Annotated in this window: 21 protein-coding genes and 1 tRNA gene; 4 read left to right on the plus strand and 18 right to left on the minus strand. The window is 39.8% G+C overall.

Translation table 11 applies throughout. The features are described 5' to 3' along the window. Window positions 1-259 precede the first annotated feature (259 nt). The 4 genes from ftnA (EL215_RS07970) (at window position 260) to EL215_RS07985 (ending at window position 2,756) form a co-directional block, all read left to right on the plus strand. Window positions 260-745 carry a non-heme ferritin gene (gene ftnA / locus EL215_RS07970; protein ID WP_049358051.1) on the plus strand — a complete coding sequence of 162 codons (486 nt, stop codon included), beginning with the start codon at window positions 260-262 and terminating at the stop codon, window positions 743-745. Between the two features lie 20 nt (window positions 746-765). Continuing rightward, window positions 766-1,266: a non-heme ferritin gene (gene ftnA, locus EL215_RS07975; protein WP_126471352.1), complete on the plus strand. Its 501-nt coding sequence runs from the start codon at window positions 766-768 to the stop codon at window positions 1,264-1,266. Between the two features lie 194 nt (window positions 1,267-1,460). Further along, window positions 1,461-1,546: transfer RNA gene (locus tag EL215_RS07980), tRNA-Leu, on the plus strand. A 223-nt stretch (window positions 1,547-1,769) separates the two neighbouring features. Continuing rightward, window positions 1,770-2,756: a tyrosine-type recombinase/integrase gene (locus EL215_RS07985; protein WP_126471354.1), complete on the plus strand. Its 987-nt coding sequence runs from the start codon at window positions 1,770-1,772 to the stop codon at window positions 2,754-2,756. A gap of 275 nt (window positions 2,757-3,031) precedes the next feature. Here EL215_RS07985 and EL215_RS07990 read toward each other — a convergent pair whose 3' ends face one another. The 18 genes from EL215_RS07990 to EL215_RS08080 all read right to left on the minus strand — a co-directional run bounded on the left by EL215_RS07990 (window position 3,032) and on the right by EL215_RS08080 (window position 22,182). Further along, window positions 3,032-3,325 (minus strand): hypothetical protein, encoded by a 294-nt coding sequence (locus tag EL215_RS07990; RefSeq protein ID WP_126471356.1) that lies wholly within the window; start codon window positions 3,323-3,325, stop codon window positions 3,032-3,034. Between the two features lie 10 nt (window positions 3,326-3,335). Next, on the minus strand, window positions 3,336-8,687 hold the full coding sequence (locus EL215_RS07995; RefSeq protein ID WP_126471358.1) for a TipJ family phage tail tip protein: 5,352 nt from the start codon (window positions 8,685-8,687) through the stop codon (window positions 3,336-3,338). Between the two features lie 10 nt (window positions 8,688-8,697). After that, window positions 8,698-9,282 (minus strand): tail assembly protein, encoded by a 585-nt coding sequence (locus EL215_RS08000; RefSeq protein WP_126471360.1) that lies wholly within the window; start codon window positions 9,280-9,282, stop codon window positions 8,698-8,700. Then, window positions 9,225-9,959 carry a C40 family peptidase gene (locus EL215_RS08005; protein WP_126471362.1) on the minus strand — a complete coding sequence of 245 codons (735 nt, stop codon included), beginning with the start codon at window positions 9,957-9,959 and terminating at the stop codon, window positions 9,225-9,227. The genes EL215_RS08000 and EL215_RS08005 overlap by 58 nt, the downstream gene beginning before the upstream one ends. Window positions 9,960-9,961: 2 nt before the next feature. Beyond that, window positions 9,962-10,675 carry a phage minor tail protein L gene (locus tag EL215_RS08010; protein ID WP_126471364.1) on the minus strand — a complete coding sequence of 238 codons (714 nt, stop codon included), beginning with the start codon at window positions 10,673-10,675 and terminating at the stop codon, window positions 9,962-9,964. Then, window positions 10,675-11,004 carry a phage tail protein gene (locus EL215_RS08015; RefSeq protein WP_232013302.1) on the minus strand — a complete coding sequence of 110 codons (330 nt, stop codon included), beginning with the start codon at window positions 11,002-11,004 and terminating at the stop codon, window positions 10,675-10,677. The genes EL215_RS08010 and EL215_RS08015 overlap by 1 nt, the downstream gene beginning before the upstream one ends. Further along, window positions 11,001-14,414, minus strand: coding sequence for a tape measure protein (locus EL215_RS08020; protein WP_126471366.1), 3,414 nt, complete (start codon window positions 14,412-14,414; stop codon window positions 11,001-11,003). Before EL215_RS08020 ends, EL215_RS08015 begins: the two co-directional genes overlap by 4 nt. A 303-nt stretch (window positions 14,415-14,717) precedes the next feature. Further along, window positions 14,718-15,020: a type II toxin-antitoxin system RelB family anti-toxin gene (locus EL215_RS08030; protein ID WP_005651224.1), complete on the minus strand. Its 303-nt coding sequence runs from the start codon at window positions 15,018-15,020 to the stop codon at window positions 14,718-14,720. Beyond that, complete coding sequence (locus EL215_RS08035) at window positions 15,004-15,387, minus strand: type II toxin-antitoxin system RelE/ParE family toxin (RefSeq protein ID WP_126471368.1); 384 nt, start codon at window positions 15,385-15,387, stop codon at window positions 15,004-15,006. The genes EL215_RS08030 and EL215_RS08035 overlap by 17 nt, the downstream gene beginning before the upstream one ends. A gap of 68 nt (window positions 15,388-15,455) precedes the next feature. Further along, window positions 15,456-15,680, minus strand: a complete 225-nt coding sequence (locus EL215_RS08040) for a phage tail assembly protein T (RefSeq protein WP_118809166.1) — start codon at window positions 15,678-15,680, stop codon at window positions 15,456-15,458. A 44-nt stretch (window positions 15,681-15,724) separates the two neighbouring features. After that, complete coding sequence (locus EL215_RS08045) at window positions 15,725-16,132, minus strand: hypothetical protein (RefSeq protein ID WP_126471370.1); 408 nt, start codon at window positions 16,130-16,132, stop codon at window positions 15,725-15,727. A gap of 57 nt (window positions 16,133-16,189) precedes the next feature. Continuing rightward, complete coding sequence (locus tag EL215_RS08050) at window positions 16,190-16,843, minus strand: phage tail protein (RefSeq protein ID WP_126471372.1); 654 nt, start codon at window positions 16,841-16,843, stop codon at window positions 16,190-16,192. A 2-nt stretch (window positions 16,844-16,845) separates the two neighbouring features. Further along, on the minus strand, window positions 16,846-17,217 hold the full coding sequence (gene gpU, locus EL215_RS08055; RefSeq protein WP_230304754.1) for a phage tail terminator protein: 372 nt from the start codon (window positions 17,215-17,217) through the stop codon (window positions 16,846-16,848). 47 nt (window positions 17,218-17,264) lie between these two features. Then, window positions 17,265-17,795 carry a phage tail protein gene (locus EL215_RS08060; protein WP_126471374.1) on the minus strand — a complete coding sequence of 177 codons (531 nt, stop codon included), beginning with the start codon at window positions 17,793-17,795 and terminating at the stop codon, window positions 17,265-17,267. Between the two features lie 2 nt (window positions 17,796-17,797). Continuing rightward, on the minus strand, window positions 17,798-18,109 hold the full coding sequence (locus EL215_RS08065) for a hypothetical protein (protein ID WP_126471376.1): 312 nt from the start codon (window positions 18,107-18,109) through the stop codon (window positions 17,798-17,800). Beyond that, window positions 18,090-18,413, minus strand: a complete 324-nt coding sequence (locus EL215_RS08070) for a DUF2190 family protein (protein WP_126471378.1) — start codon at window positions 18,411-18,413, stop codon at window positions 18,090-18,092. The genes EL215_RS08065 and EL215_RS08070 overlap by 20 nt, the downstream gene beginning before the upstream one ends. A 267-nt stretch (window positions 18,414-18,680) precedes the next feature. Continuing rightward, on the minus strand, window positions 18,681-20,723 hold the full coding sequence (locus EL215_RS08075) for a ClpP-like prohead protease/major capsid protein fusion protein (protein ID WP_197721741.1): 2,043 nt from the start codon (window positions 20,721-20,723) through the stop codon (window positions 18,681-18,683). Then, window positions 20,659-22,182 carry a phage portal protein gene (locus tag EL215_RS08080; protein WP_126471380.1) on the minus strand — a complete coding sequence of 508 codons (1,524 nt, stop codon included), beginning with the start codon at window positions 22,180-22,182 and terminating at the stop codon, window positions 20,659-20,661. Before EL215_RS08080 ends, EL215_RS08075 begins: the two co-directional genes overlap by 65 nt. Window positions 22,183-22,185 lie beyond the last annotated feature (3 nt).

Genomic DNA, 22,185 nt, shown 5'->3' on the forward strand with positions numbered 1-22,185 from the left:
TGCGAATTCTAAATGCAATTGCGTGCATCAATTCACCAGATTTAATCATTTCTGATCTGATAATAAGAATTGATTTTATGACATTGCATAAATGAGAATAATTAATATTGATTTTTCTTTTACTATTAGTTACTTATAAAAAAATATTTAAAAAAATACTTGAATATTCTCATTTACAAGATTAGAATGCCTATTGATGACAAGTTAAGCAGTCTTGTTTTTATTTTTAATCTCTACTTAATAAGGAAAGGAGTTGGTTATGCTTAATAAAGCAATCGCAGATAAGTTAAATGAACAAATCAATTTAGAGTTCTACTCTTCTAATGTTTATTTACAGATGAGTTCTTGGTGTAGTAAACACGGTTACGAAGGTGCTGCAGCATTTTTACTTCGTCATGCTGATGAAGAATTAGAACATATGCAAAAATTATTCCAATACGTAAATGAAACTAGTGGCATGCCACTTTTAGGTAAAATTGATGCACCTAAAAATGACTATAAATCACTTAAAGAAGTATTTGAAACCACACTTGAACATGAAAAACTCGTTACTTCTAAAATTAATGAATTAGTTGAAGTAACTTTTGCAAACAAAGACTATTCTACTTTTAACTTCTTACAATGGTATGTGGCTGAACAACACGAAGAGGAAAAATTATTCAATAGCATTATTGATAAATTTAACTTGCTGGGTGAAGACGGTCGTTCGCTTTACTTTATCGATCGTGATTTAGCAACATTATAATTTTAGAAGGAGAATACAAAATGTTATCAGCAAACGTAATCAAATTATTAAATGATCAAATGAACCTTGAGTTCTACTCTTCAAACCTTTACTTACAAATGAGTGCATGGTGCGAACAAAATGGTTTTGAAGGTGCAGCTAAATTCTTATCAGCTCACGCTGCAGAAGAAATGCAACACATGCGTAAATTATTCACTTATTTAAATGAAACTGGTGCATTAGCGGTAATCACTGCAATTGAAGCACCTGCGCATGAGTACAAATCATTAAAAGAAATCATTGAATTAACTTATGAACACGAAAAATTGATCACAAGTAAAATCAATGAATTAGTGGGTAAAACTTTTGAAGAAAAAGACTACTCTGCATTCAATTTCTTACAATGGTATGTTGCAGAACAACACGAAGAAGAGAAATTATTCAGCGGTATTTTAGACAAATTAAATCTTCTTGGCGAAGATGGCAAAGGCTTATTCTTAATCGATAAAGATTTAGGTAACCTTGCTGGTCAAACCGCTTAATTAGATAATCATAAAGCTTAGTAGAAATACTAAGCTTTTATTTTACCCATTATTTGTGACAACGTATCAAATTATTTTAAACTTCCCTTTTATCTTTGAATACAAGTTGATGAAATTTAAAACAACCACACGTTTTTAATAAAATTTTACTTGCAACGAAGTCAGATAAACGTATAATTCAAAACAACCCAAATGCCTGGGTGGCGAAATTGGTAGACGCAGCGGATTCAAAATCCGCCGGTGAATAACCGTGTCGGTTCGAGTCCGACCCTAGGCACCACATTATAATCCTCGTTCATTGAACGGGGATTTTTCTTTTCTACTTTTCTATTAATAAAATCAACAATTTACGACACTTAAACATCACTTCTCTACTCTTTCAATCTTATCCAGTATTGCAAGTTTTTATGTATTTTTATATATTTTTATGCACCAATTACGCCAAAATTACGCCAAACGGTTTAATTTATGGCGACTTATATTCTTAAAAAAAGGTGTGAAAAATGGCAACGGTTAGAAAACGTGGTGAGAAATGGCGTGTCGAAGTCTATCGAGACGGCATAAGAAAATCTAAAACCTGTTCTACAAAGACCGAGGCTGTCTTATGGGGAGCGGAAGAAGAAAAGAAGATAGAACTACAAGCTAAAGGATTACTGCCGGAAACACTATTCTCTGATGTAATTAAGCGATATTTGAATGAAATCACACCTACGAAACGAGGTGAAAAGCACGAATTCAACCGATTAACTCGCTTTCTACGCCATCCTATCACAGATAAGTATATATCTGATGTTACTCGCCAAGATTTAGAGCTTTGGATAAAGGAAAGACTGGAAACAGTAAAAGGCGAAAGTGTTCGTAGAGAGTTATCAACCATCGGACATATATTCAAGGTTGCACAGGAACGATGGGGATATATTCAATCCTCCTCTATGGTTGGGTTGCAACAACCAAAGGCAAGCAAGCCAAGAACTCAAAGATTTAATCAAGAAGATATTGACCAAATAGTCAATATTAGCGGATATAACGAGAGTTCAAAAACAGCTAAGGCGAGGACTGGAGCGGCATTATTGTTTGCGATTGAAACAGCCATGCGAGCTGGTGAGATATGTGGATTAACTTGGGATAATGTAAGCATAGAAAGAAAGACAGCTTATTTACCGATGACTAAAAACGGATCTTCTCGCACTGTTCCACTTTCAAAAAACGCAGTAAGAATACTGGAAAGATTGAGGGATGAAATAGAGCAAGGCGAGACTTGCTTTCAGGTGAAATCAAATATACTTGATGCAACATTTAGAAAGCTGAAGAAAGCAGTTAATCGAGATGAATTGCACTTCCACGACACAAGACGAGAGGCTTTAACTAGATTAGCGAAAAAAGTTGATGTGATGACTCTAGCGAAAATATCGGGGCATAAAGACATCAGAATTCTTCAAAATGTCTATTACGCCCCGAATATGGAAGAGGTTGCGGAACTTCTGGACTAATTAAGCATTACTTGCGCAGCCAAAAGCTACGACACCATTATTAACTTACTCACCTGTTTCGGTTGATAGCTTGATAATCTCGCTTTTTTCGGGTCAATCCACATATCAAACTTACTACCAGTTTAATCACTTTTCTGCCCATCATCTTCTAGGGTTTCAATAGTTCACCCGTCATCATCACCACACACTGTTTCTAGCTCAATGTTTTCCATTTTTGCTCCAATAAAAAACCGCACTAAGATTTCTCAAGTGCGGTTGGTTTTAGTTAAGGTTGATTAGATTACGATTTGACCATTCTCTTTCAAATAAGCATAAATTCTAGCAAATTCAATCTGCTCTGTCGTTTTACCAATATCTTCTTTAGTTAATGGCTTGCTCATTAGCTCTTTAGCTGCTGCGGCATCAATCCACTTATAATCAGAGATGATAGGCGTAAAATTAGTCACAGAACCATCGCTATCTTCGCCCGTGCCTAATACATACTTAGCATTGATTGAACCATCTTCTTGTTTTGAGTATGCAGCGATTGCTGAATACATTGGATTTAAGATTTTGTTAAATGTTGTCATTTTTTACTCCTTATTGATAAATTGTTCTTGCGTCAGATACTGCGTAAGCTGTTACGCAGATTTTTGGATTTCCACCACCAAGGTTAAACACCTCTGGTGGACGTGTGACTCTGGAGGTTTTTGAATAATAATATTCTTTTCGTTCGTTAGCATTGACGATAAAGCTAACGTCAGAATTAACGATAAAAACAATGCGTTTAACTGGTGATGGGTTTATATACAGCTTTGCTGTATATAAAGAAATGCTACTGTTTCTTGAATCTATATTGGTAATATCCACATTGGCTACAAACACTTCGCATAAATTACCACCAATCAACTGATTAACTTCAAGCGCTCCGGTGAATTTACCAGTTGCCCCCTCTAATCTAGCTCCTCGTATCGTGCCACCCTCAATTACCGAACCTTTAATAGAGCCACCGATCACGGTTGTACCGCTGATTGTACCGCCAGAGATATTATTACCATTGATATTATTACCGTTAATGGTTGCACCTGTAATTGTACCACCAGAGATATTATTACCATTGATATTGTTACCGTGAATATTAACCCCAGTAATATCGCCAGCGTTAATTCTCCCAATATCAGAACTGATAGCAGAAAGGCTATTCACATTTAACTTATCAGAGGTTAATGACCGTGTGGCAATATGATTTGCACCGATACTATTAGCTGCAATATGTTTAGCTGCTACCGCACCTGCTGCAATCTCATTTGCAGTAATACTATTGGCCGCCATTTGTTGAGTAGTGATTGATTTGGTAACAATCGACCCACCATGGATAGCTGTTACGCCTGCATTTTGCCATGGGCTAGGTTGAGTTGTGTACTCGGTACATTCTTCAAGCATTGGGCGAGCTAAATAAAAATCACCGTATGTTTGATTTTTAGCATATCTGTTAATACGAAATACTAATAAAATTTTACCTGTATCGGGTGCTTTAAACTTAACAAAAATTCGTTTTGCATTTTCCCCTAGTCCTTTCGCAAATTCACCACTAATAGCGTCAATAAAATTATTAGGCTTATTATGTACATCAATTTGTCCAGCAATAGGTGTTTCCGCAACAATACCTTGATATTGATTTTCATCACCATTATATTTTTCAACAATTATTTGTCCTGCACAGTGAAAACCACCAACATAAGAACTTACTATATACCATTTACCAGCTACTACATTTACAAATTGACGGCAAATATCAACCCAAGAACCTCTATCTGCTAGAGTATTGAATTGGGCTTGGGTGCCGTGAATAGTAATCAAGCGCCATTCTTCTGTTTGTTCCCCTTTAGGATTATAATCATTTTTATTATAACCTCGCCCAATTGCATTTGTTGTCGGGCAGTTACTCCAGTCACCTCCTCTTGCGTTAAAATCTCGCCAACCGTAAGCATTATTAGCAAAAATAGGGTTGTAAAGCAGATTGCCACCGAGCCCGATTGCCATCTTGTCAGCGGTAATCTGCCCTGCTGCCATGTGTTCAGCTCGCACCGCTCCAGCTTGTAACGCCCCAGTAGTAACAGAGTTTGCTGCTAACTTAGAAGCGGTCACTTCGCCATCAGCGATTAAATCTCCAGCAACTACCGCTTTTCCGTTCTGAACCTTAAATATAGGCTTAGGTGTTCCGCTTGCATTAGGTACAACTTGGAACTTGTCAGCCATTACGATAACGGAGCTTTCCTCCTGGCTTGTACCAAGCGAAATACCCGCAATTGCAGTCTTGCCACCAGAAATAGTCTGCGTTTTGATTGTGTGTGTAGCAGATAACTTGCCATTAACATCTGCAACTGTTCGACTAACGCTCTCAACTTCGGCTTTTGCACTTGCTACACTGCTAGTTAAAGTCGTGATTTGCTGCGCTTGAGCCTTGTCTTTTTCGGCTGTTGCTTTTTGATAATTGGTTAATTCCGCTGACACATTGCTTATTTTGCTGTTAAGCGTGTTGAGCTGTTGTGCTTGAGCTTGCTCTTTTGTAGCTTGCGCTGTTTTGTAGGTAGTTAACTCAGAATATACCTCATTGATTACACCCCCTAGATCTTCGGGAGCGAGTGTCCAATCTGTTGCGACTGTCCCACGCTCAAACTTGATTTTATTAATAGTGTAGTTTGATTTAGCTGTATTTGGATGAAAATAAAGGTTTAAATATGTGTTATCTTCCCACTTCCCCTTATTCACACCGCCATTAGCTAACGCCCATTTACCCTTACCCTGATAAATACCATCTGCCACTTTCTTAAGGCGGAAAAGCTCACCATAACCTCGTGAGTTGTAAACGCCAACCCCTGTACGATCTGCGCCAACTTCGCCATACAGCGTAACAACCACATCATCACCAACAGCTGGAGCTTCTGTAATAGCGTAGCGCTGTACGTATGCTCTACTTGTGATAGGTGTACCGCTATCTCTAATCAAGTTTCGTCCGCCAACTTGCAATTTATCTAATTCTGCTTTTGCATCATTTTTCCAAATGGCTTGCAATGATGATTGAGCTAGACCTACCACCTCGTTTTTGTTTGCTTTAGCGGATTTAATCTCATTAATCGCACTTTCGGCATTATTAGCTTTTGCGGTTAAAGCTATAATTTGTTGAGCGTTCTGTTTATCAACATTCTGCAACTGCGTGATTGCAGTTCCACGAGCATTAGTCTCGGATTGGATTCGAGCAGAAAGAGATGTTGTTTCAGACTTAGCTTGTTGAGCCACTGAATTAGCGGTGTCAGCGGTTGATTTTGCTGAGTTAATTTCACCAATTAAAACATTGTCTAATTGATTCTTGCTTACCTTTCCGCTTAAATCGCTAGCTTGGACTTTGGTTGTGTATTCTCGACCATTCCAAATATACAGCTTGCCATCTACGGCATTGTAAACTTGGTTGTGACCGATAAATCTACCTGTATTTAATCCGCTTACGGTTTTAATTAATTCAAGGTTACGAGCAGGTAACGCTGTGTCTATTACTTCATCAGCGATATTTTGAGAAAGCTTTTTATTTAAAATCTCTAACTCTGCATCAATATCAACCGAGCTTTCGCCCCTAGTACCAGTCAACTGATTAAATGGGCCAATATTCACACCTCTAGTGTGTCTTAACCAGTAGTATCTAACCTGTTTAGCCCCGACCTCGTGCGTGTAAGTCCGTGAATTAACTTTCGCTAATCGTTTAGCGGTCTTGATGTCGTCTGTTTCGCTGACAAAAATCTCGGTATAAGTTACATCATCAATCCAATCCCACTCAAGCGTGATATTACCTAGACCGCCAGTTGTTCTTACGCCTGTTGGCGCCGGCGGTTTATTGATGGTAAAGGTCTGAGTTTTTTCACTCAATAACTGCCCATTCTCATTTTTAACTTGGATAAGGACGCTGTAATCCCCATTTTCTAGACCGTCTATATTAAGATTGGGAGACGATTGTCCTAATCGCACGTCATATAGCACCCCGCCTTTATAAATGCGGATATCGTATTTTATGATGCCATTACCGCCAGTCACGCTACTATCGACCGATACGCTACCATCTGCATTTACTGCCACCGCAATGTTACTAATTTGCGGTACTGTAAGTACAGTCGTTCCTACTGGCTCAAACTTGGCGCCATTATCAACAATAGCCTCTTTTTGTGGCTCGTGTTGTAACGCCATAATGGTGTACTTACCTTCACTCTCCTCTTTTACAGATAGTGCCTTAAATAATTGGCTTGTTACTTGTTGAGTAGCTAAAGACCATACACCGTAGAGTTCCAAACCTAGTGGCGGTTGATCGAGTGTTACCTCTGCACCATTTACAGAGATAATCTTAATATTTTGATGTTTAGCATTGGAATTGATATAGCTAAGGTAACTATTGCCGCTAATGGTGATTTCTCGGTCTAATGTAACGGTTTTGCCATTGACTGCTAAAACTCGACCACCAATATTAGTGCCTGCATAGTGTGTATCAGCGACTTTGATAATGTCGCCAGGAATATGCATTAGCCCTTCCGTGCCAACAGTAAAGGTAACGGTTTTAGTTTCTAATTTTTCTGTTTGCAACAACCATAAGGCAGTGCGGTGCGCTTGCCCTCTTGATGTACAGCCAAAAGCCGTGATTTTCTTAATGTTTAATCCATTTTGACGGATGGACTCGTCATCAGAAACGTATTCAATCGTTTTTTCGTAGCTATTATCTTTGTCTGCGTATTCAACTTGAATTGCATTATGGCGGGATTTTCGAGCCGAAAATGTATAACTAAACCCGCTCTCATCCACATTGGCATTTGTATAAGTCCAAACGGGATCTGCTGGTCTATCCATGACAACTGTGAGCTGCTGACCATTCCAAACTGGCATTGCTCTGAAAATTGAGCAGATGTCATTAATAACTTGGTAAGCTGAGCGCTGTTCTGTTAGCCAAATATTGCAAGTAAATCTTGGCTCATGTCCACCAAATCCATCTGGCACTAATTGATCACAATATTGAGCAGCTTGATATAATGCCCATCTATCTGCACCAAACTCACCTAATCGCCCACCCAATCCATAGCGTTTATTCGTCACTATATCATAGAGCACCCAAGCGGGATTATCCGTCCAATCAACCTTAAATGTACCATCCCACATGCCAGTATATTGACGAGTACGGGTATCATAATTGCTAGGTACTTTAACTTTTAATCCTAGTAAGTCATAGGTCCGAGTTGGAATATTGCCAAAATATTCCGAGTCAAACTTAACCCCGATTAAAGCCGTGTTTGGATAAGCAAACTCGGTATCAATAATCTCAGTGTAGCTAGACCAAATGGTATTATTTTGTAGGCGCTGTGTTGTGCTATCGTCTGTAGTTCGTTCGATTTTGACAATAAATGGCACGCTAGGCAGATTATCAAAAGTATGATGTTGCAAATACTGGGAGCTATACTTACCACTAATTGATACAGGATAAGTTCTTTTGCCAATAGTAATAATAAAGTTTACCGATGATCCGTTAGTATCGCCATTATCCTCTTGTTTAAAAAGCGATTGGACACCAATGGTCAAACGTAATCGAGATACTTTTGCATCTGTCACGGTTCTTGTAATCGGTAGATTTTTTTTAACTACTGTGCCAACACCTACCTCTTTTTCTGAGGTGTTAAACCCAGCCATTAAATCCTGTACTTGGCCACCTACTCGACCTTCTACCTGCACATTTTTGAAATTATAAGAGCCGTCTTTGTTTTGTACTGGCGTTTTGTCAAAATAAATGGACTTCATTCCATCGGCTAAACCGTAAACTTCGCCCTCTGAAATTACTTCAACAATTTTGACAAGTTGCTTACTTCTGCCGCTCTCTTTTGCCTCGACTGGCGTATGACCGCCACCACCGCCACCTTTACCCATTGAAAACTCCTTAAATTTCAGTATCCATCGTTTCTACACCCTGAGATATGATAAGAGAGCCTACCCTTATTCTCCCATACGCCAATGGCATAGGTTTCCCCTGCGCTGCCATATTCGACAGGTTCGAAAATGCCGTAGATTGTTTCTTTTCTTTTTCAGTGCCCATTTTCATCTCAGGCATTTTAGTGAGCATTTGAGCAACGCCACCCAATAATAGAGCCGCCCCAACAGAACCAACTATCCAAGCGGCATTGGTACTGATAATGCCAGCAAGCGGACCTAAAGCGATTGCACCAGCAATAATTGCGACACCTGCAATCACACCAAATAATCCGCCACGTTTTGAGCCTTTTAAAACAGGTGTAAAATGGACTGTCGCATCATCTTTTAGCTTGTGGCTCAGCCCTTGCTCGAGATAGCGATTATCAAAGTAGTCTCGCCCTACTCGCACGGTAAATAGTCCTTGCTGAATGAATTGACGCAATTTAGGAATTTGGCTCGTTAAGGCTTGGACTATCTCTGCTGTAGTTTGGCAATCTAGCCTAAATTCAGATCCAAACTGTTTAAGGCTGCCGTAAAATCTAACGTTGACCATGCGTTATATCTCCAAATACTATGAGTGTGTTTAAGCCAATATCCATCATACAAATCACGCTTAGATAATCGTTTTGGTGCATGATGAAGTACCATTTGATGACCGACATAAATTGCTGCGTGATTGGGTACATCAGCCCCGATATTGATTAAAATAACATCGCCTATTTGTGGTTCTTTTACTTGCTCAAAACCGTGTTTTGCCATGTTATCTAGGTAGAGATTAAAGCCATTTTCCCACCAGTAATCGTCTCGTTCAAAGTCTGGTAAATTACAACTAGATAAGCAGTAAAAATCTCTAAATAACGTGTAACAATCCATTTCACCGTGTTTAAAATCACGCCCTATTAAAAATGGAATCTTCGGAAAAAGATGGATTTTCTCATCACAAACTAACCAAAAATCTAACTGGCTATAAAGTTGTGTTTGCAAATCTGCTTGTGATAGTTTTGGCTCGCCTTGTGGGTGTGAGTGGACTAAGGCTAAAACCTCACCTTTCTCACTTGCCGCAATGTAATCTTCTGGCGATATTTCAAAGTGATTTTCTTTATCTTCTGATGCGTTTTCGCAAGGGATAAAGACTTTTTCACCACCTACTAAAACAACAAAACCACAGCTTTCCTGTGGTTCTTTTGATTTTGAATAACTGATGATTTCGTTATGTAATTTTCCGTCCATTGTTACCCCAACTTATCAACGCTAACAAATCCGCCATAGTTATGTGTATTGTTTCGCAATTTACATCCAGTCAATAATCCGCTGCACTTATCCTTTTGAGGATCTATGGTTGGCTGATCTTTTTCATCTGCGACTGCTCCACCTGTATAGCCACACTCAACGCTACGGTATAACCAACTACAAGTGGCAGTAATCATTCTTGCACCAATTAACGCGTTGTCGGTTTCAGATGGTAACGCCAGTGTAAATTGAGCAATATCTCGATTTAATGAGGATAATTGCTCAATCACAAAGTAACTTAACGCCTCTTGCGTTGGATCTGCTTTTTTATTGCCATTTGTAAAATTAACCGCATCAAGATAGTGCATATAGACTAATCTTCGTCTGACAATCCCACCCAAACATTGATCAAAGCGGTTACAAAGTGCGGTAATAAATCCGTTAATATTTCCCAGCGTGAGAGTTGGTCGATTACTTGGGCCATTACCTGACATTTCAAAACCATCAGCTTTCACAGCAAATGGCTCAAATGTTTTACCTTGCCATACGATAGATTGTGATTTTTCATTAGTGCCAGCATAAAAGCGATACAGCTCACCATTCATACCGTCATTATCTTTCAATCCTCGCAAATCAACCTCGAACAACTCAATGAGCGCATTTTGTTCGAGTTTGGCGAGGTCAAGTTTAAATGCGTTGCTAATTAAGGATGGCATTATGGCTCCTCTTTAAAATCACAGGTGATTTCTGTATAAGATTGATCCACCTTTGCAGGCCACTTTTTACAAATCACTTTTTTAAGTTGTTTTGTTAAAGGATCGATAAAGTAAAAAGGTTTGATCCCTTGATGGCGCTCGAAAAATGATAAAACATCGGGAGCGCTTTTATTTCGCACCTTAATGACAACAGAATAAGTTTTAAGCAAAGCATTGATACCATTCAATCTGCGCTGTGTATAACCATCGCCAAACACTACCTCACTAATATTTGGCTCGTTATCTACACTATAATTAGGTCGAACACACCATTTAAATGTTTCCATCATCCAAGCATACCTCCGTAACGCATATTCTCTTGTAGCATCTTGCCTGACTCTTGCTGTGCAATTTTTCGCATTAATTCTACTGTAATTTCAAGCTGTCCATTTCTTGATTGTTGGCTTACCGTTGCATCCATCGGTTCACCGTTATTAATCACCTTAACCGCTATATTCCCTGATGATTTAGGTTGATAAGCCATAGTTGGCAATCTTGGTACGCCGACTCCACCGCCATTAGCAAAACCATGACGCACAGAACCGTAATTAAGATGATCTAAAAAGCCACGACCCAAACGAGCAGTGGCTTCTTTTGTTATGACGTATTCGCCTTTATGTACAATACCAGCTGGCGTATATTTTCCACCATCACCTGTATAACCACCAGTCGCAAAACTCATCGTTACTGATTGAATATTTGAAACGATACTGGCAGTTTGACTGGCTACCCGTGCATATTCAACCAAATTTGCTGGATAAGGTAATTTTGCTGCTTCCGACAAAGCTAACTGGATATTGATAATACTTTCCGCAATAGCGAAAGCTTTACTTGCAGCAAACATAGCTTTATAAGCAGATGACTGTTGGCCTGCAGCATTAGCCATTACACCAGCCATCGTGTCAAAAGCTGAACTCATCATCTGCGTCGATTGCGCGTAATAATCTGATTCCTTCTTCTGCCGCTCCAAATCATACTTATCTTGAATTTCTTTTTTGCGACGCTGATATTCTTCCTCCGATAATAATTTCTGCTCATTGCCGCTTTGCATTGCCTCCAGCAAGGCTAAATCGCGAGTGCGTTGGTTCTCGATCTCCTGATTCGGATCGAACTGAGCACGAAATTGTGCCAATGGATCGACCGCACTTTGTGACATCTGTTGCGCATAGTCAAACTGCACTCGATTCGAGGCTTTCGCCGCTTCACTTTGGTTGATCTGCCCTTTCTCGTATAATTCTTGAATAGATTTTAGTTCATCATCAAGATTAGCTTTCAATAATTTTTCTGGCGCATACTTGCCAGCAAGCTCTAAACGTTGGCGAGCAAAGCGTTCTGCAATGGCAGTTTTTGCGGTTTCATATTCTTGATAAGACACCACACCTTTTTTATTGTGTTCTTCCAACCGTTGTAACATTCGCACTTGTTCTAATTCAATTTCACCAAGGTTGGAACTACTTTTTTTACGTATTTCATCGTAGAAATTAAGCCAGCTGTCGCGAGCATTTTCACCAGATGATTTGCGCCCACCTGATTTTTTGTGACTTTCTTTGATTTGCGTTTCAATTGTTGTCACTTTTGTTTCATCGGAAAACATTTTTTCTAATGTTGCTTTACCGGCTAAAATCTTGTTTAGTGTTTCAAGTGATAACCCGACGGCTTTATCTGCCGCATTAGCTGCGGTAATTGTGCCTGTCGCAATGCCAATCAATACTTCATTATATTCAGCACCCTCTTTCCCAAGCAATTCATAGAGACCTGCTAAAACATATGCAGATTTTGCTTGCCCTTGTTGTTTTAACTTCGCAACCTCTAATTTTTGAGCAAGCGTTGTTGATTTACCATTTAACTTATCAATTGCATCTTTTAAATCTAATGTCTTATCTGCCGCTTTGTTTGCACTATTCGCCGTATCATTAAAGCTTTTCGGTAAGTTAGCTATAATGTTATCTGTAGTTTCAGCTGATACTCCAAGCAACTTGAATTTCTGTCGCACTTCATCGACACTTTTACCTGCTCTAAGCATTTTCTCACCAAGTGGAGAAAGCATTTTTTCAAGAGCTTTTTCTGCTAAACTTGCATTTTCTTCGATAGACTTGATTTCGTTTTGTAGGTGCTCCAACTCTTTATCACTAATACTATTAACGACTGTGAAACCATCAAAATCGCCATTAATGTTTTTTGATTTTGCACTAGCTTTAGCTTTTTCGATTTCCTTGTAATATTTCTCAATATCTTCGAGTTGCTTTTCTACTTTTAAGGATAATGCAGCTTCACTTAATTCATTGTAACTTTCTGCTAATCCTTGGTTTGCAGTTGTAGTATCAAGTGCCCACTGTCTTGCTTGCGCCGCCTGTGAACTGAAGAAAATTAATGATGTAGCAGCTATTCCAATTACGCCAGCAGGCCCACCAAGTAAAGCCATTACACTTTGCAAACCTTTTGCCGCCATCGCAGCAATGTTAGTTGCCGTGGCAAGATTTCGTTTTGCAGTAGCTTCAGCTTGTGCAAGTGCAATAATTTGCGCTGACTGCACTTTCATTCTTTCACGCAATGCAAAGCGTGTTTGTTCCGATTGCGCAAGCTGGAATTGAGCATTTAAGCTTGCCATTTCAACCTGAGCCGCTGTACGCATTGCAGTAGCTTTTGTCACAATAGCTTTTGCTTCAGCATAATAAGCCAGTTTATTTTTTGCACTAGCATAACCCGTTTTTAATAGTTCCAAGCCGTATTTGCTAAGATGACCGATAGCAAGTGCAGCTGTCAGCGATCCAAGCCCAATAATTAATTCTTGGAGATGATCGCTAACAAAATCGACTCCAGTAGCTAGTTTTTGCGTAACACCTAACGCACTATTTGCTTCGCCTGAAAACTTAGTTATCGATGTCTCTAAATTTGTAAAAGACATCGAAAGCGTTTTAACGCGTTTATTAAAGTCATTATCTACTGTATCTCGTGCTTTTACTAAAGCCTGGATAACAGTGTGAATATCCAATTGCCCTGCTTTAGCTAAGTTTTTCAGCTCACCAGTTGTTACGCCAAGCCCTTTAGCTATTGCGTCAGCAAGTCCTGGAGTTTGCTCAATCACAGAATTAAGCTCATCACCGCGTAATTCCGCACTTCCTAATGCTTGCCCAAATTGCATTAATGCTGCTTCGGCTGCACCTGCACTAGCACCTGAGATTGCAACAGATTTTGCAACAGTCTCCGTTAATTCAGAGACTTGCAATTGAGATAAATTCAATCTATCTGCATTTTGTGCAAAGCGTTGATAGATTTGTGCAGTAGCACCAACAGCTTGATTGGTTTTCAAGGAAATATCAAACACCGATTCTGTCGCAGCCACCATAGCTGTTTGGCTATTTGTTACTAAGCGAATACGGTTTTGCAATTCAGTATAACTATCCGCATATTTCATCACATCAGAAATACCAGATGATAAATAGGAACCGCCCGAACTTACAATGCCGGCCCAAAAAGTATTTCTTGTTGTTTTATTAATTGTATTTGCCGCTTTCTCTATGTTATTCAAATATTGAGTTGTACGCTCTGAGAATTGTTTTGCTTTAGCCTGAGCTTTTGTAAAATTCAATTCAAATTGTTTTGCGAACTTTTGCGTTTGATAGGATGATTTATCAAGCGCCTGATTAAACCGAATTGAGTCCAAACTCAAAAGAATATTTAACGAACCTAAACTTGACATATTCACCTCATAAAAAAAGCCCGCCGAGGCGAGCTTTTAGAAACTTATAATTTAATTAATAATAACATATTTCACACGATTCTTATCTTGTTCAGCTATCCTTAGTTTATTAATACGGTTATTTTCTTTAATAATAGCTACAACAAGACAAGTTGCGAAAATAGCAACATATACACCCAAAAAAGCGAGAATATAAATAAAATCAACAGCAAATAAAAGGAATAATGTTCCTAATGCAATCAGCAGTATAAAAAAGCATTTTGCTGTAAATTGAATGAAATCACACAATATGTTTACCGCCTTCTATAAGTTGAAAGTAACTGTCTTTCCTGTGGGTAATTCAACCGATAAATTTAACACACCACCCATTGCTTCAATGTAACGTTTAACTGATGATAATTTAATGTCATTGCCACGTTTTTCAAGGGCGACAACTGACGGCTGAGAAATACTTAATGCTTCTGCCATTTGCTTTTGTGAAAGCTCTAATTCTTCACGAATACGGTAAAGTTGTAACTCCATTCGCATATCGTCTGCCATAGCTTTCACTTTCGCTTGCTTTTCAGCTGGAAGATTATTCATCAGATCTTTAAATTTTACGCTCATTCTCTTGCTCCTTAGTTAATTCAGAAAGGTAATCATCATAGGTTTGTTCCGCTAGGGCAATCATCTCTTTGTAAAAGAGCTTTTCTTTCTTGCCTTTCTTATCTCCGCCACACAAAACAATCGCTTGTCTGACAGGATCGAAAATATAAAATAAACGGAATACCGATAATTTAGACTGTACTCGCAATTCTTTTAAATTGGTATATTTAGAGCTTTGCAGCGTATCCGCATAAGGTCTGCTTAATTGTGGACCTTCTGTTGATAGTAATTCCAACGCCGCATAGATTTTTAATACGTCATCTTCTGCCAGCATTTTTAACCAGTTTAAAAGTGGGTCTTGTAAAATTACTTCCCATTCTTGTTTCATACAGCTATTACCTTTCTTATTATTTATATAGATTCTAATCTATATAAGATACGGAAGCAATAGATAATTTAACGATTTGCTAAATAATCAGCCACCCCGTCATCATCTTCATCATCCATTTTTTCTTGGTAAAACGGCATAAAATCAGATAATTCTGGAGCCTTAGACTTAGGGTCTCGATTTATCATAGCAAGCAAATGTGAAACTTGTGCAGTCCGATAATCCTCTCGCCATAATCCAAAAGGCTGTTCCTGATAAAACATTTCGTATTCTTGGAGATGATGCTCTGGCATTTGCTCAATTTCTTCAAGTGTTTTGCCGAGAGAAAGTGAGAGGTTTATTTGGAACTTTCTTCGGCTAGAGAGTTTTTTGGTTCGTCTTCCACAATAGCTTGAGTTAATTGCTCAAATACAACCTTATCTAATTTGGAAAGTGCGGTTAAATCATCAGGATTATCCACATCAAAAAGATTTTTACCATCTTGATCGCACAACCGCATAGCAAGCGTACGCGTTAATCGATTCGGGTCATAAATTTTAGCAAGTTGCTCAGTAAGGTGTTTTTCATCATTGAAGTTCAATTCAATACCTTGACTCTCTGCAATGCGTACCAATTCTTGTTGTTGCCCATAAAGCACACGATTCATTTCACCAACGGTAATTTCACGTATATAAAAAGTCACTCCATTAATGATGATTGGGGTAACGTTAGGCTTATTGGCTAAAAGTTTTTCGCGTAAATTCATTTTAATTCTTCCATTCATTCAAAAAAATAGCCGCACTTTTAAGTGCGGCTGCACAGATTAAGCTACAGGTAAGTGATATTCCTGTTTTGTATGCTTAATAGTTGCACCACTTTCAAATTTACCCATAGTTTCACCAGAGTAACCATTGCCAGATTTGAAATAACCAGTGCCATACATCGTTCCTTGACCATTTGGGAAAACTAAACGGAAAGGGAATTTCGATTTCGAAAAGAATTTTTTACGGCATAATTTTTGCATTTCAGACATTGGCGCGGTAAAGAACTTCATCTGAGTCTCACCATACTCGAACTCGCCTGCTTCGGTGGTTTTGCCATCATCACACATAGTAGTCACATCTTCTTCGGTCAATGTATCTTCGCTACGCTCTAAATTTCTGAGCTCACAGAAATTATTTGACCATTTCACTAATGCCGCTTTAGCATCAGTAAATACTGTTGGTTGATCATACGCTGACCAATCAACTTCATCGGCTAACGTGATTACATCTGCCGCTACAGATTTAACTGGATAATATCCATCTAGCGCACCTAATCCGGTCACTAAGATACAATCACCAGTTTTGAATCCGCTTGATGGAACAGTTACTGTTGCATTCGGGGTCACGGTACAAGCAGTAATTTTTTTACCAACATCTTCTCCGATGCCAATATAAAATCGTGTACGTTGAAACGGTGTTGTTTGTGTAGGCATATCTAGTCCTCATACTTAATTTGATATTTAAGGTTAGAAACGAACCAAGTGCGATTCGTCGTATCTTGCTCGTATTCGTAGCTAATAAGAGTCATTTCAGAAATATTTTCCGATAATTCATCATTAGATATAGCTACGCTTAATCGCTCTTTGATTTTGTCTGCAATATCATCTAATGCGTCGTCGCCTAAAGCAGTTTTCAGATAAATCGCGATGTTTAAGGCTGCGGTATATTCGTGATGACAGAGATCTACCTCTTCGCACGAAATCTCATCAAGAAAAACTGCAATAGCTGTTTTTTCTTGGTCAATATCAATAAATAAAGGGCGCCCAGAATAAATATTCTCAACACCCTTTATACTGCTTTTGAGCATATCCGACACTTGATGTCGAATCTTCTTATGAATTAGCATTTAATCCTCTATTTTTTAAAAATGTCACTCAACTCTCTTGTCAGTTCGACTTTGATCTGACTTGAATAATCTTTTAACTCATTACGGAAAGCCGTTGTTAATGGTCTAGTTAACGGAATCTTAACAACATCAATTGAATACCGCTCTTTACCTTGTCGCTGCATAACGTGTTTACGACCATTTGCTAGAGTTTGAATAAAACCGCGTTGTATTTGATATTTGCCTATTCTAATTTGCCCTTTACTCGCTCGCATAGTTCGTCTAGGGTTTTCCAATAATCGAATTAACGGTAAATTTCTTCTATCAACTCGTATTTTTGCAACTGGTCGATTCGCTGTTGCTTTTTGGGATAATCGAGCTCGCTTGCGGATTAATTTAGCTGGCACATGAATCTCTTTGGATACATTTTTGGTTCCATTTTTGATTGCACTTCTCGCCACCTTATTAATCGCTTTTGCTGCCGCTTTAGGCGCGACTTGATTAGCTAGTTTTTGGATATTAGCTTGTAACGCTGCCATCCCTTCAATTTTCACCGCCATATTTACTCCAATTGCAGTACGATCTTCTTATCTTCAAAGCTAAACCCTCGCACAACATATTCCTCTGTTGAAGAAGTAATGATATCTCCAAGTTTTGGCTTATATTCTGATGCTTTAAAAAGAGTGAGAGTACGCGTCGTGCCATTAATTAAGTAATCATCGGTGTAATTGCCACTCATTAGTTTTGGGTTTTCATCAAGCACAGCCTTGTATTTTTTGCCGTTGATAACATAGACGGACATCATCACATCTGATATGACTTTGTCCGCCTGTGCGAGCGCGTCATCAAACGGACTAAGCGTTGATCTTGACATCTACAGTGCCCATCGATACTCCACTAGCATTCCAAGCAATACCTAAACGCTTGTTACTACCAGCGGTAATGGTTGCACCATCGGTTGCTGACCAGTAAACAATTGCACCTTGTTTAATGTCATCTTCCGCTTTTGCTTTCACAGTGAAAACGCCTGTAGTTAAGCCAACGCCTGTTTCATTTTGTGCAACATCAGATACTGAGATTGCAGCAAGGTTTTCTAACATTACTACATCACCGCTTTTTACAGCAGCGGTAGCGGTAAAACGAACGGTGTTTCCGTCTTGCATATAGTTTTTAGCCATATTTATTGTCCTTTCTGAATTAATAAGAATTTGCCTAATGCATCCAAGAAATCTGGCGATAATCATAAAATCACACAAATAAAGGAGAGAACAAGCACTGCCCATATAAAATGCCGAGCCGTCTTTGATTTATCGATGATTTCTAACATTTTACAAACCCCATCAAGTAGTTTAAAATCAATCACGATTTATTCCTTCTTGTATAGGAAGTTGGAATGAAAGAAACCCCAGGTAATTCTCCGTTACTTGGGGTTTCGCTATTTTGGGTTACTTATTGGTAACTTTTACAATGCCACGGTAGTCAATTACATTAACACCTGCATCAATGCGCACCTTGGTAGATACACCATCAACAGTGAAACCTTGTTGTTGCTCCATGTATGGCGTATCAATGCCGTCAAGATAAGAAACTTCAATTGCTTCTTTGTTGATTAAGTACCAAGATTTTGGATAGGCAACTTGTAAACGTGCGGATTTAACTGTCGGCACAATGTCGCGGATTGGATTGATAATGCCAGAATTGATATCTGCCCCCTCCACACTTGCTGAACCTAGAACTTGTTTAGCACGAGTATAAAGTGAGGTTGGTAACAACATAAAATCAGGCTCAATCGCTAATGGTTCACCACGAGTATTGACAAAGCCATTCATCATTTGAATTACTTTATCAATATTGGCCACATCTAATGCGGCATTATTAAATGAGTTTTTGTGCGAGCCATCAAATAATTTTTTGCCATCTTGTGCAATTGCGTTACCAGTTAATAACGCAAACACTAATTTAGCGATGGTTGCACGTGCCGCTTGTCCCATTTTTTCAGGAATTTTTGTCAACAAGTGCATATCGTCATTGATGATTGCTTGACGAGTAATGCTAAATAATTGCCCGTAAGTCGCTAATGCAACGCTAGCGCCTTCATCACCGATTGTGCCGTAGGTGTACTCCTCACCCTCACCGACTTGCGGTAAGTAGCCAAAATCACCCAAGCCAACACGTTTCGCTGCACGGAAGTCGGTTAATGTGCCACGAGAGGTAAACTGATCAAAGTTTTCCGCTGCGGTTTCCCAACCTTTGAGCAAGGATTTGTGAGCCACATCAATTAAGATTTGACCAAAGTCAGAGCTTGAGTGGGTAAACGCCAAGCCAACCATGCTCATTGCATTTTGACCCGATACACTAATGCCGCGATCAACCAATGATGCACGAGCAAGCTCACGCAAGGTCATTGCGTTGTAGGCATTGTCTTTGGCGTCTGCTTTGTCTTTATCGATACCCGCACGAGCTAACAAAGATTGTTTCACACTGTCGCCAACGATGTTGCCGTTACCTGCATAAGGCGTTGCTGTTGCGCTTGGCGTTGTACCTGCACCAAGTTTTGCTAACAATTTGTCTTTGGCTTGCTCTGCGGTAATTGATAAATCACCTAAACACTCCACTAACAAATCATTGTGCGTAGTACCAAACGGTGCAAATACCGCTTTAATGTCAGCGTTGCGTTTATTTAATTCGGCTTGCACTTGTGCGGTGTTATCTACCGGAGTTGTTGGCGCTTGATTTACCGGTTCGGTTGGTGCTGGTTGTGCAGGGGTTGCTGTGGCTTGTGGTGCAGATGCGCCAGCGTTGCCTTGTGGCTTAAACAACATGTCTTTCATTGCTTTTGGCATATTTTCAAAGTCCTCTAATTTTCGTGATTTAATAGACGCCATCGCCACAAGTGGTTCGGCTAGTTTGTCTGCAAATCCTTGTTCAACACATTCTTTTCCGTTGAGCCAAGTTTCTGCTGATAGCATTTCTGCTAATTCTTCAGGTGTTTTTCCTGTTTTGTTTGCGTAAGCTGGGATTAGCGTATTTTCGACCTTGTCTAATAAGTCGGCATACTTGCGCATATCCTCAGCATCTCCGCCTTGAATGCCCCAAGGCTTGTGGATCATCATCATTGCATTTTCTGGCATGATTACTTCATTCCCTGCCATTGCAATAACGCTCGCCATACTTGCTGCTAATCCGTCAATGTAAACTGTCACATTGGCTGGATGATTTTTCAGTAAGTTGTAAATTGCGATTCCATCAAAAACATCACCACCTGGTGAGTGGATGTGTAGATTGATTTGTTTGAGGTCATTGCCAAGCGCTTTTAGATCTTTCGAAAAGCTCTGCGCCGTAACGCCCCAAAATCCAATCTCATCGTAAATTGAGATCTCTGCCGTATCGTTGGCTTTGGCTTTGATTGAGTACCAAGACTGGTTATTCGTCTTTGTCACGTTCGCTGCCATCGCCATTGGCGACAGAATCATCTTTTGTTTTTTCATTTGTCGTACCTGTGTTAGTTAAATCCGTGTCAAACTTGAGACCCAATTCTCGGTTTTCGTCCACCTCAACTTTACGTCTGCGTTTCACTTCTGCTGGATTGCTACCGCTTGCTCGTACAGCTTGGCTTTCCGTTGCCAACCCACCTTTAATGCGCTCTTTCCAGGCTTGCGCCTCTTTGGTTGGATCAATCCATGGCATTACAGGGCCGCTATAAACAGCGTTATAAAGTGATGCAGGATCAATATCGATTGGCACTTCAATTTCGCCGCTGACAATCGCCATTTTTAACCATTCTCGGTAGATTGGACGGGAGATATGCGCAGCAAAGGTATCTTGTAAAACAGAGTAGCCCTCAAAGCTCTCAACCAACTCTTGGCGTTGGCTTGAGTAAGTGCCGTTATAATCTCGCGCAATACTTGAGTAGCTTGAGCGAGTACCGGCTGCGGTTGCTCTTAATTGTCCATTTCTAAAGGTTTCGAGATTGACATTCGGGCGATTAGAATTGATTAACCCAATATCTTCACCTGGTTTTAAGTCATCAATAATTGCGCCAGGCGCTATCTCAAAGTCACGCTCTGGGCTATCTGTGCTGTAATCCTCGTTGTCCCCATAGAGCGCAGCATCACCTTTTCGGATATACATCGTAAAGGCGGCGGCAATTCGTGCGGCCACGCGCTCGCTCTCTTCGTAATCTTTAAGATCTGATAGGCGGACAATTACGCCATGCAACATCGATACGCCGCGCAACTGGTGCAAGCGTTTTTTAAACGCAAGGTGCAGCATATTTTCCGCGGGCACCATTTTAACTCGCCCATAAGTGCGGTTATTTTCCTGTGGATTGTCCATGTAAACCCGATAAGACACAGGACGACGCCAGGCGTTAATCTCTATACCTTGGATTACATTAGCTGTGTCAGATTGCCACATCGGCACAAAATCAGGCTCTAACGCCTCAAGACTAAATGCAATGTCAGTGCTATGATTTAGTCCAGCCACACTACCGCGCACGAGCTGGATAAATACCTCACCATCTCGTAACCAAGTGCGCAAAAGCATTCGCTCAAGTTCTGGCCGAGTAAATTGTCCTGTAACCTCAGGTCTAACAGACCATTCCGCCCATTTCTTCCGAATTTGCTCTGCCAAATCTTCATCAACATCGCCGCTTAAATTAAGCGGCTGTGGCTCAATATGGATACCCCTTGAGCCGATAACTCGCTCCTCCATCTTATCCAAGATGCCGATCACAATATCGTGATTTTGGTCTAATGCCCTAGCCTGCTCTCGCAAACTTACCGCACTTTGTTTTGTCGATACATTCGCACCTTGGCTTTCGCGTTTTGCTTTGTGTGTACGATTTGGCATTGCCGCCTCATAGGCATTCATCACATAGCGGTTTTTTGCTCGCTGTGCGCCCCATTTAGGCGAGATTGCGGCAATCGCTTTATCTACTATTCCCATTGT

The organism is Haemophilus parainfluenzae (assembly GCF_900638025.1).
Lineage (GTDB): Bacteria > Pseudomonadota > Gammaproteobacteria > Enterobacterales > Pasteurellaceae > Haemophilus_D > Haemophilus_D parainfluenzae_J.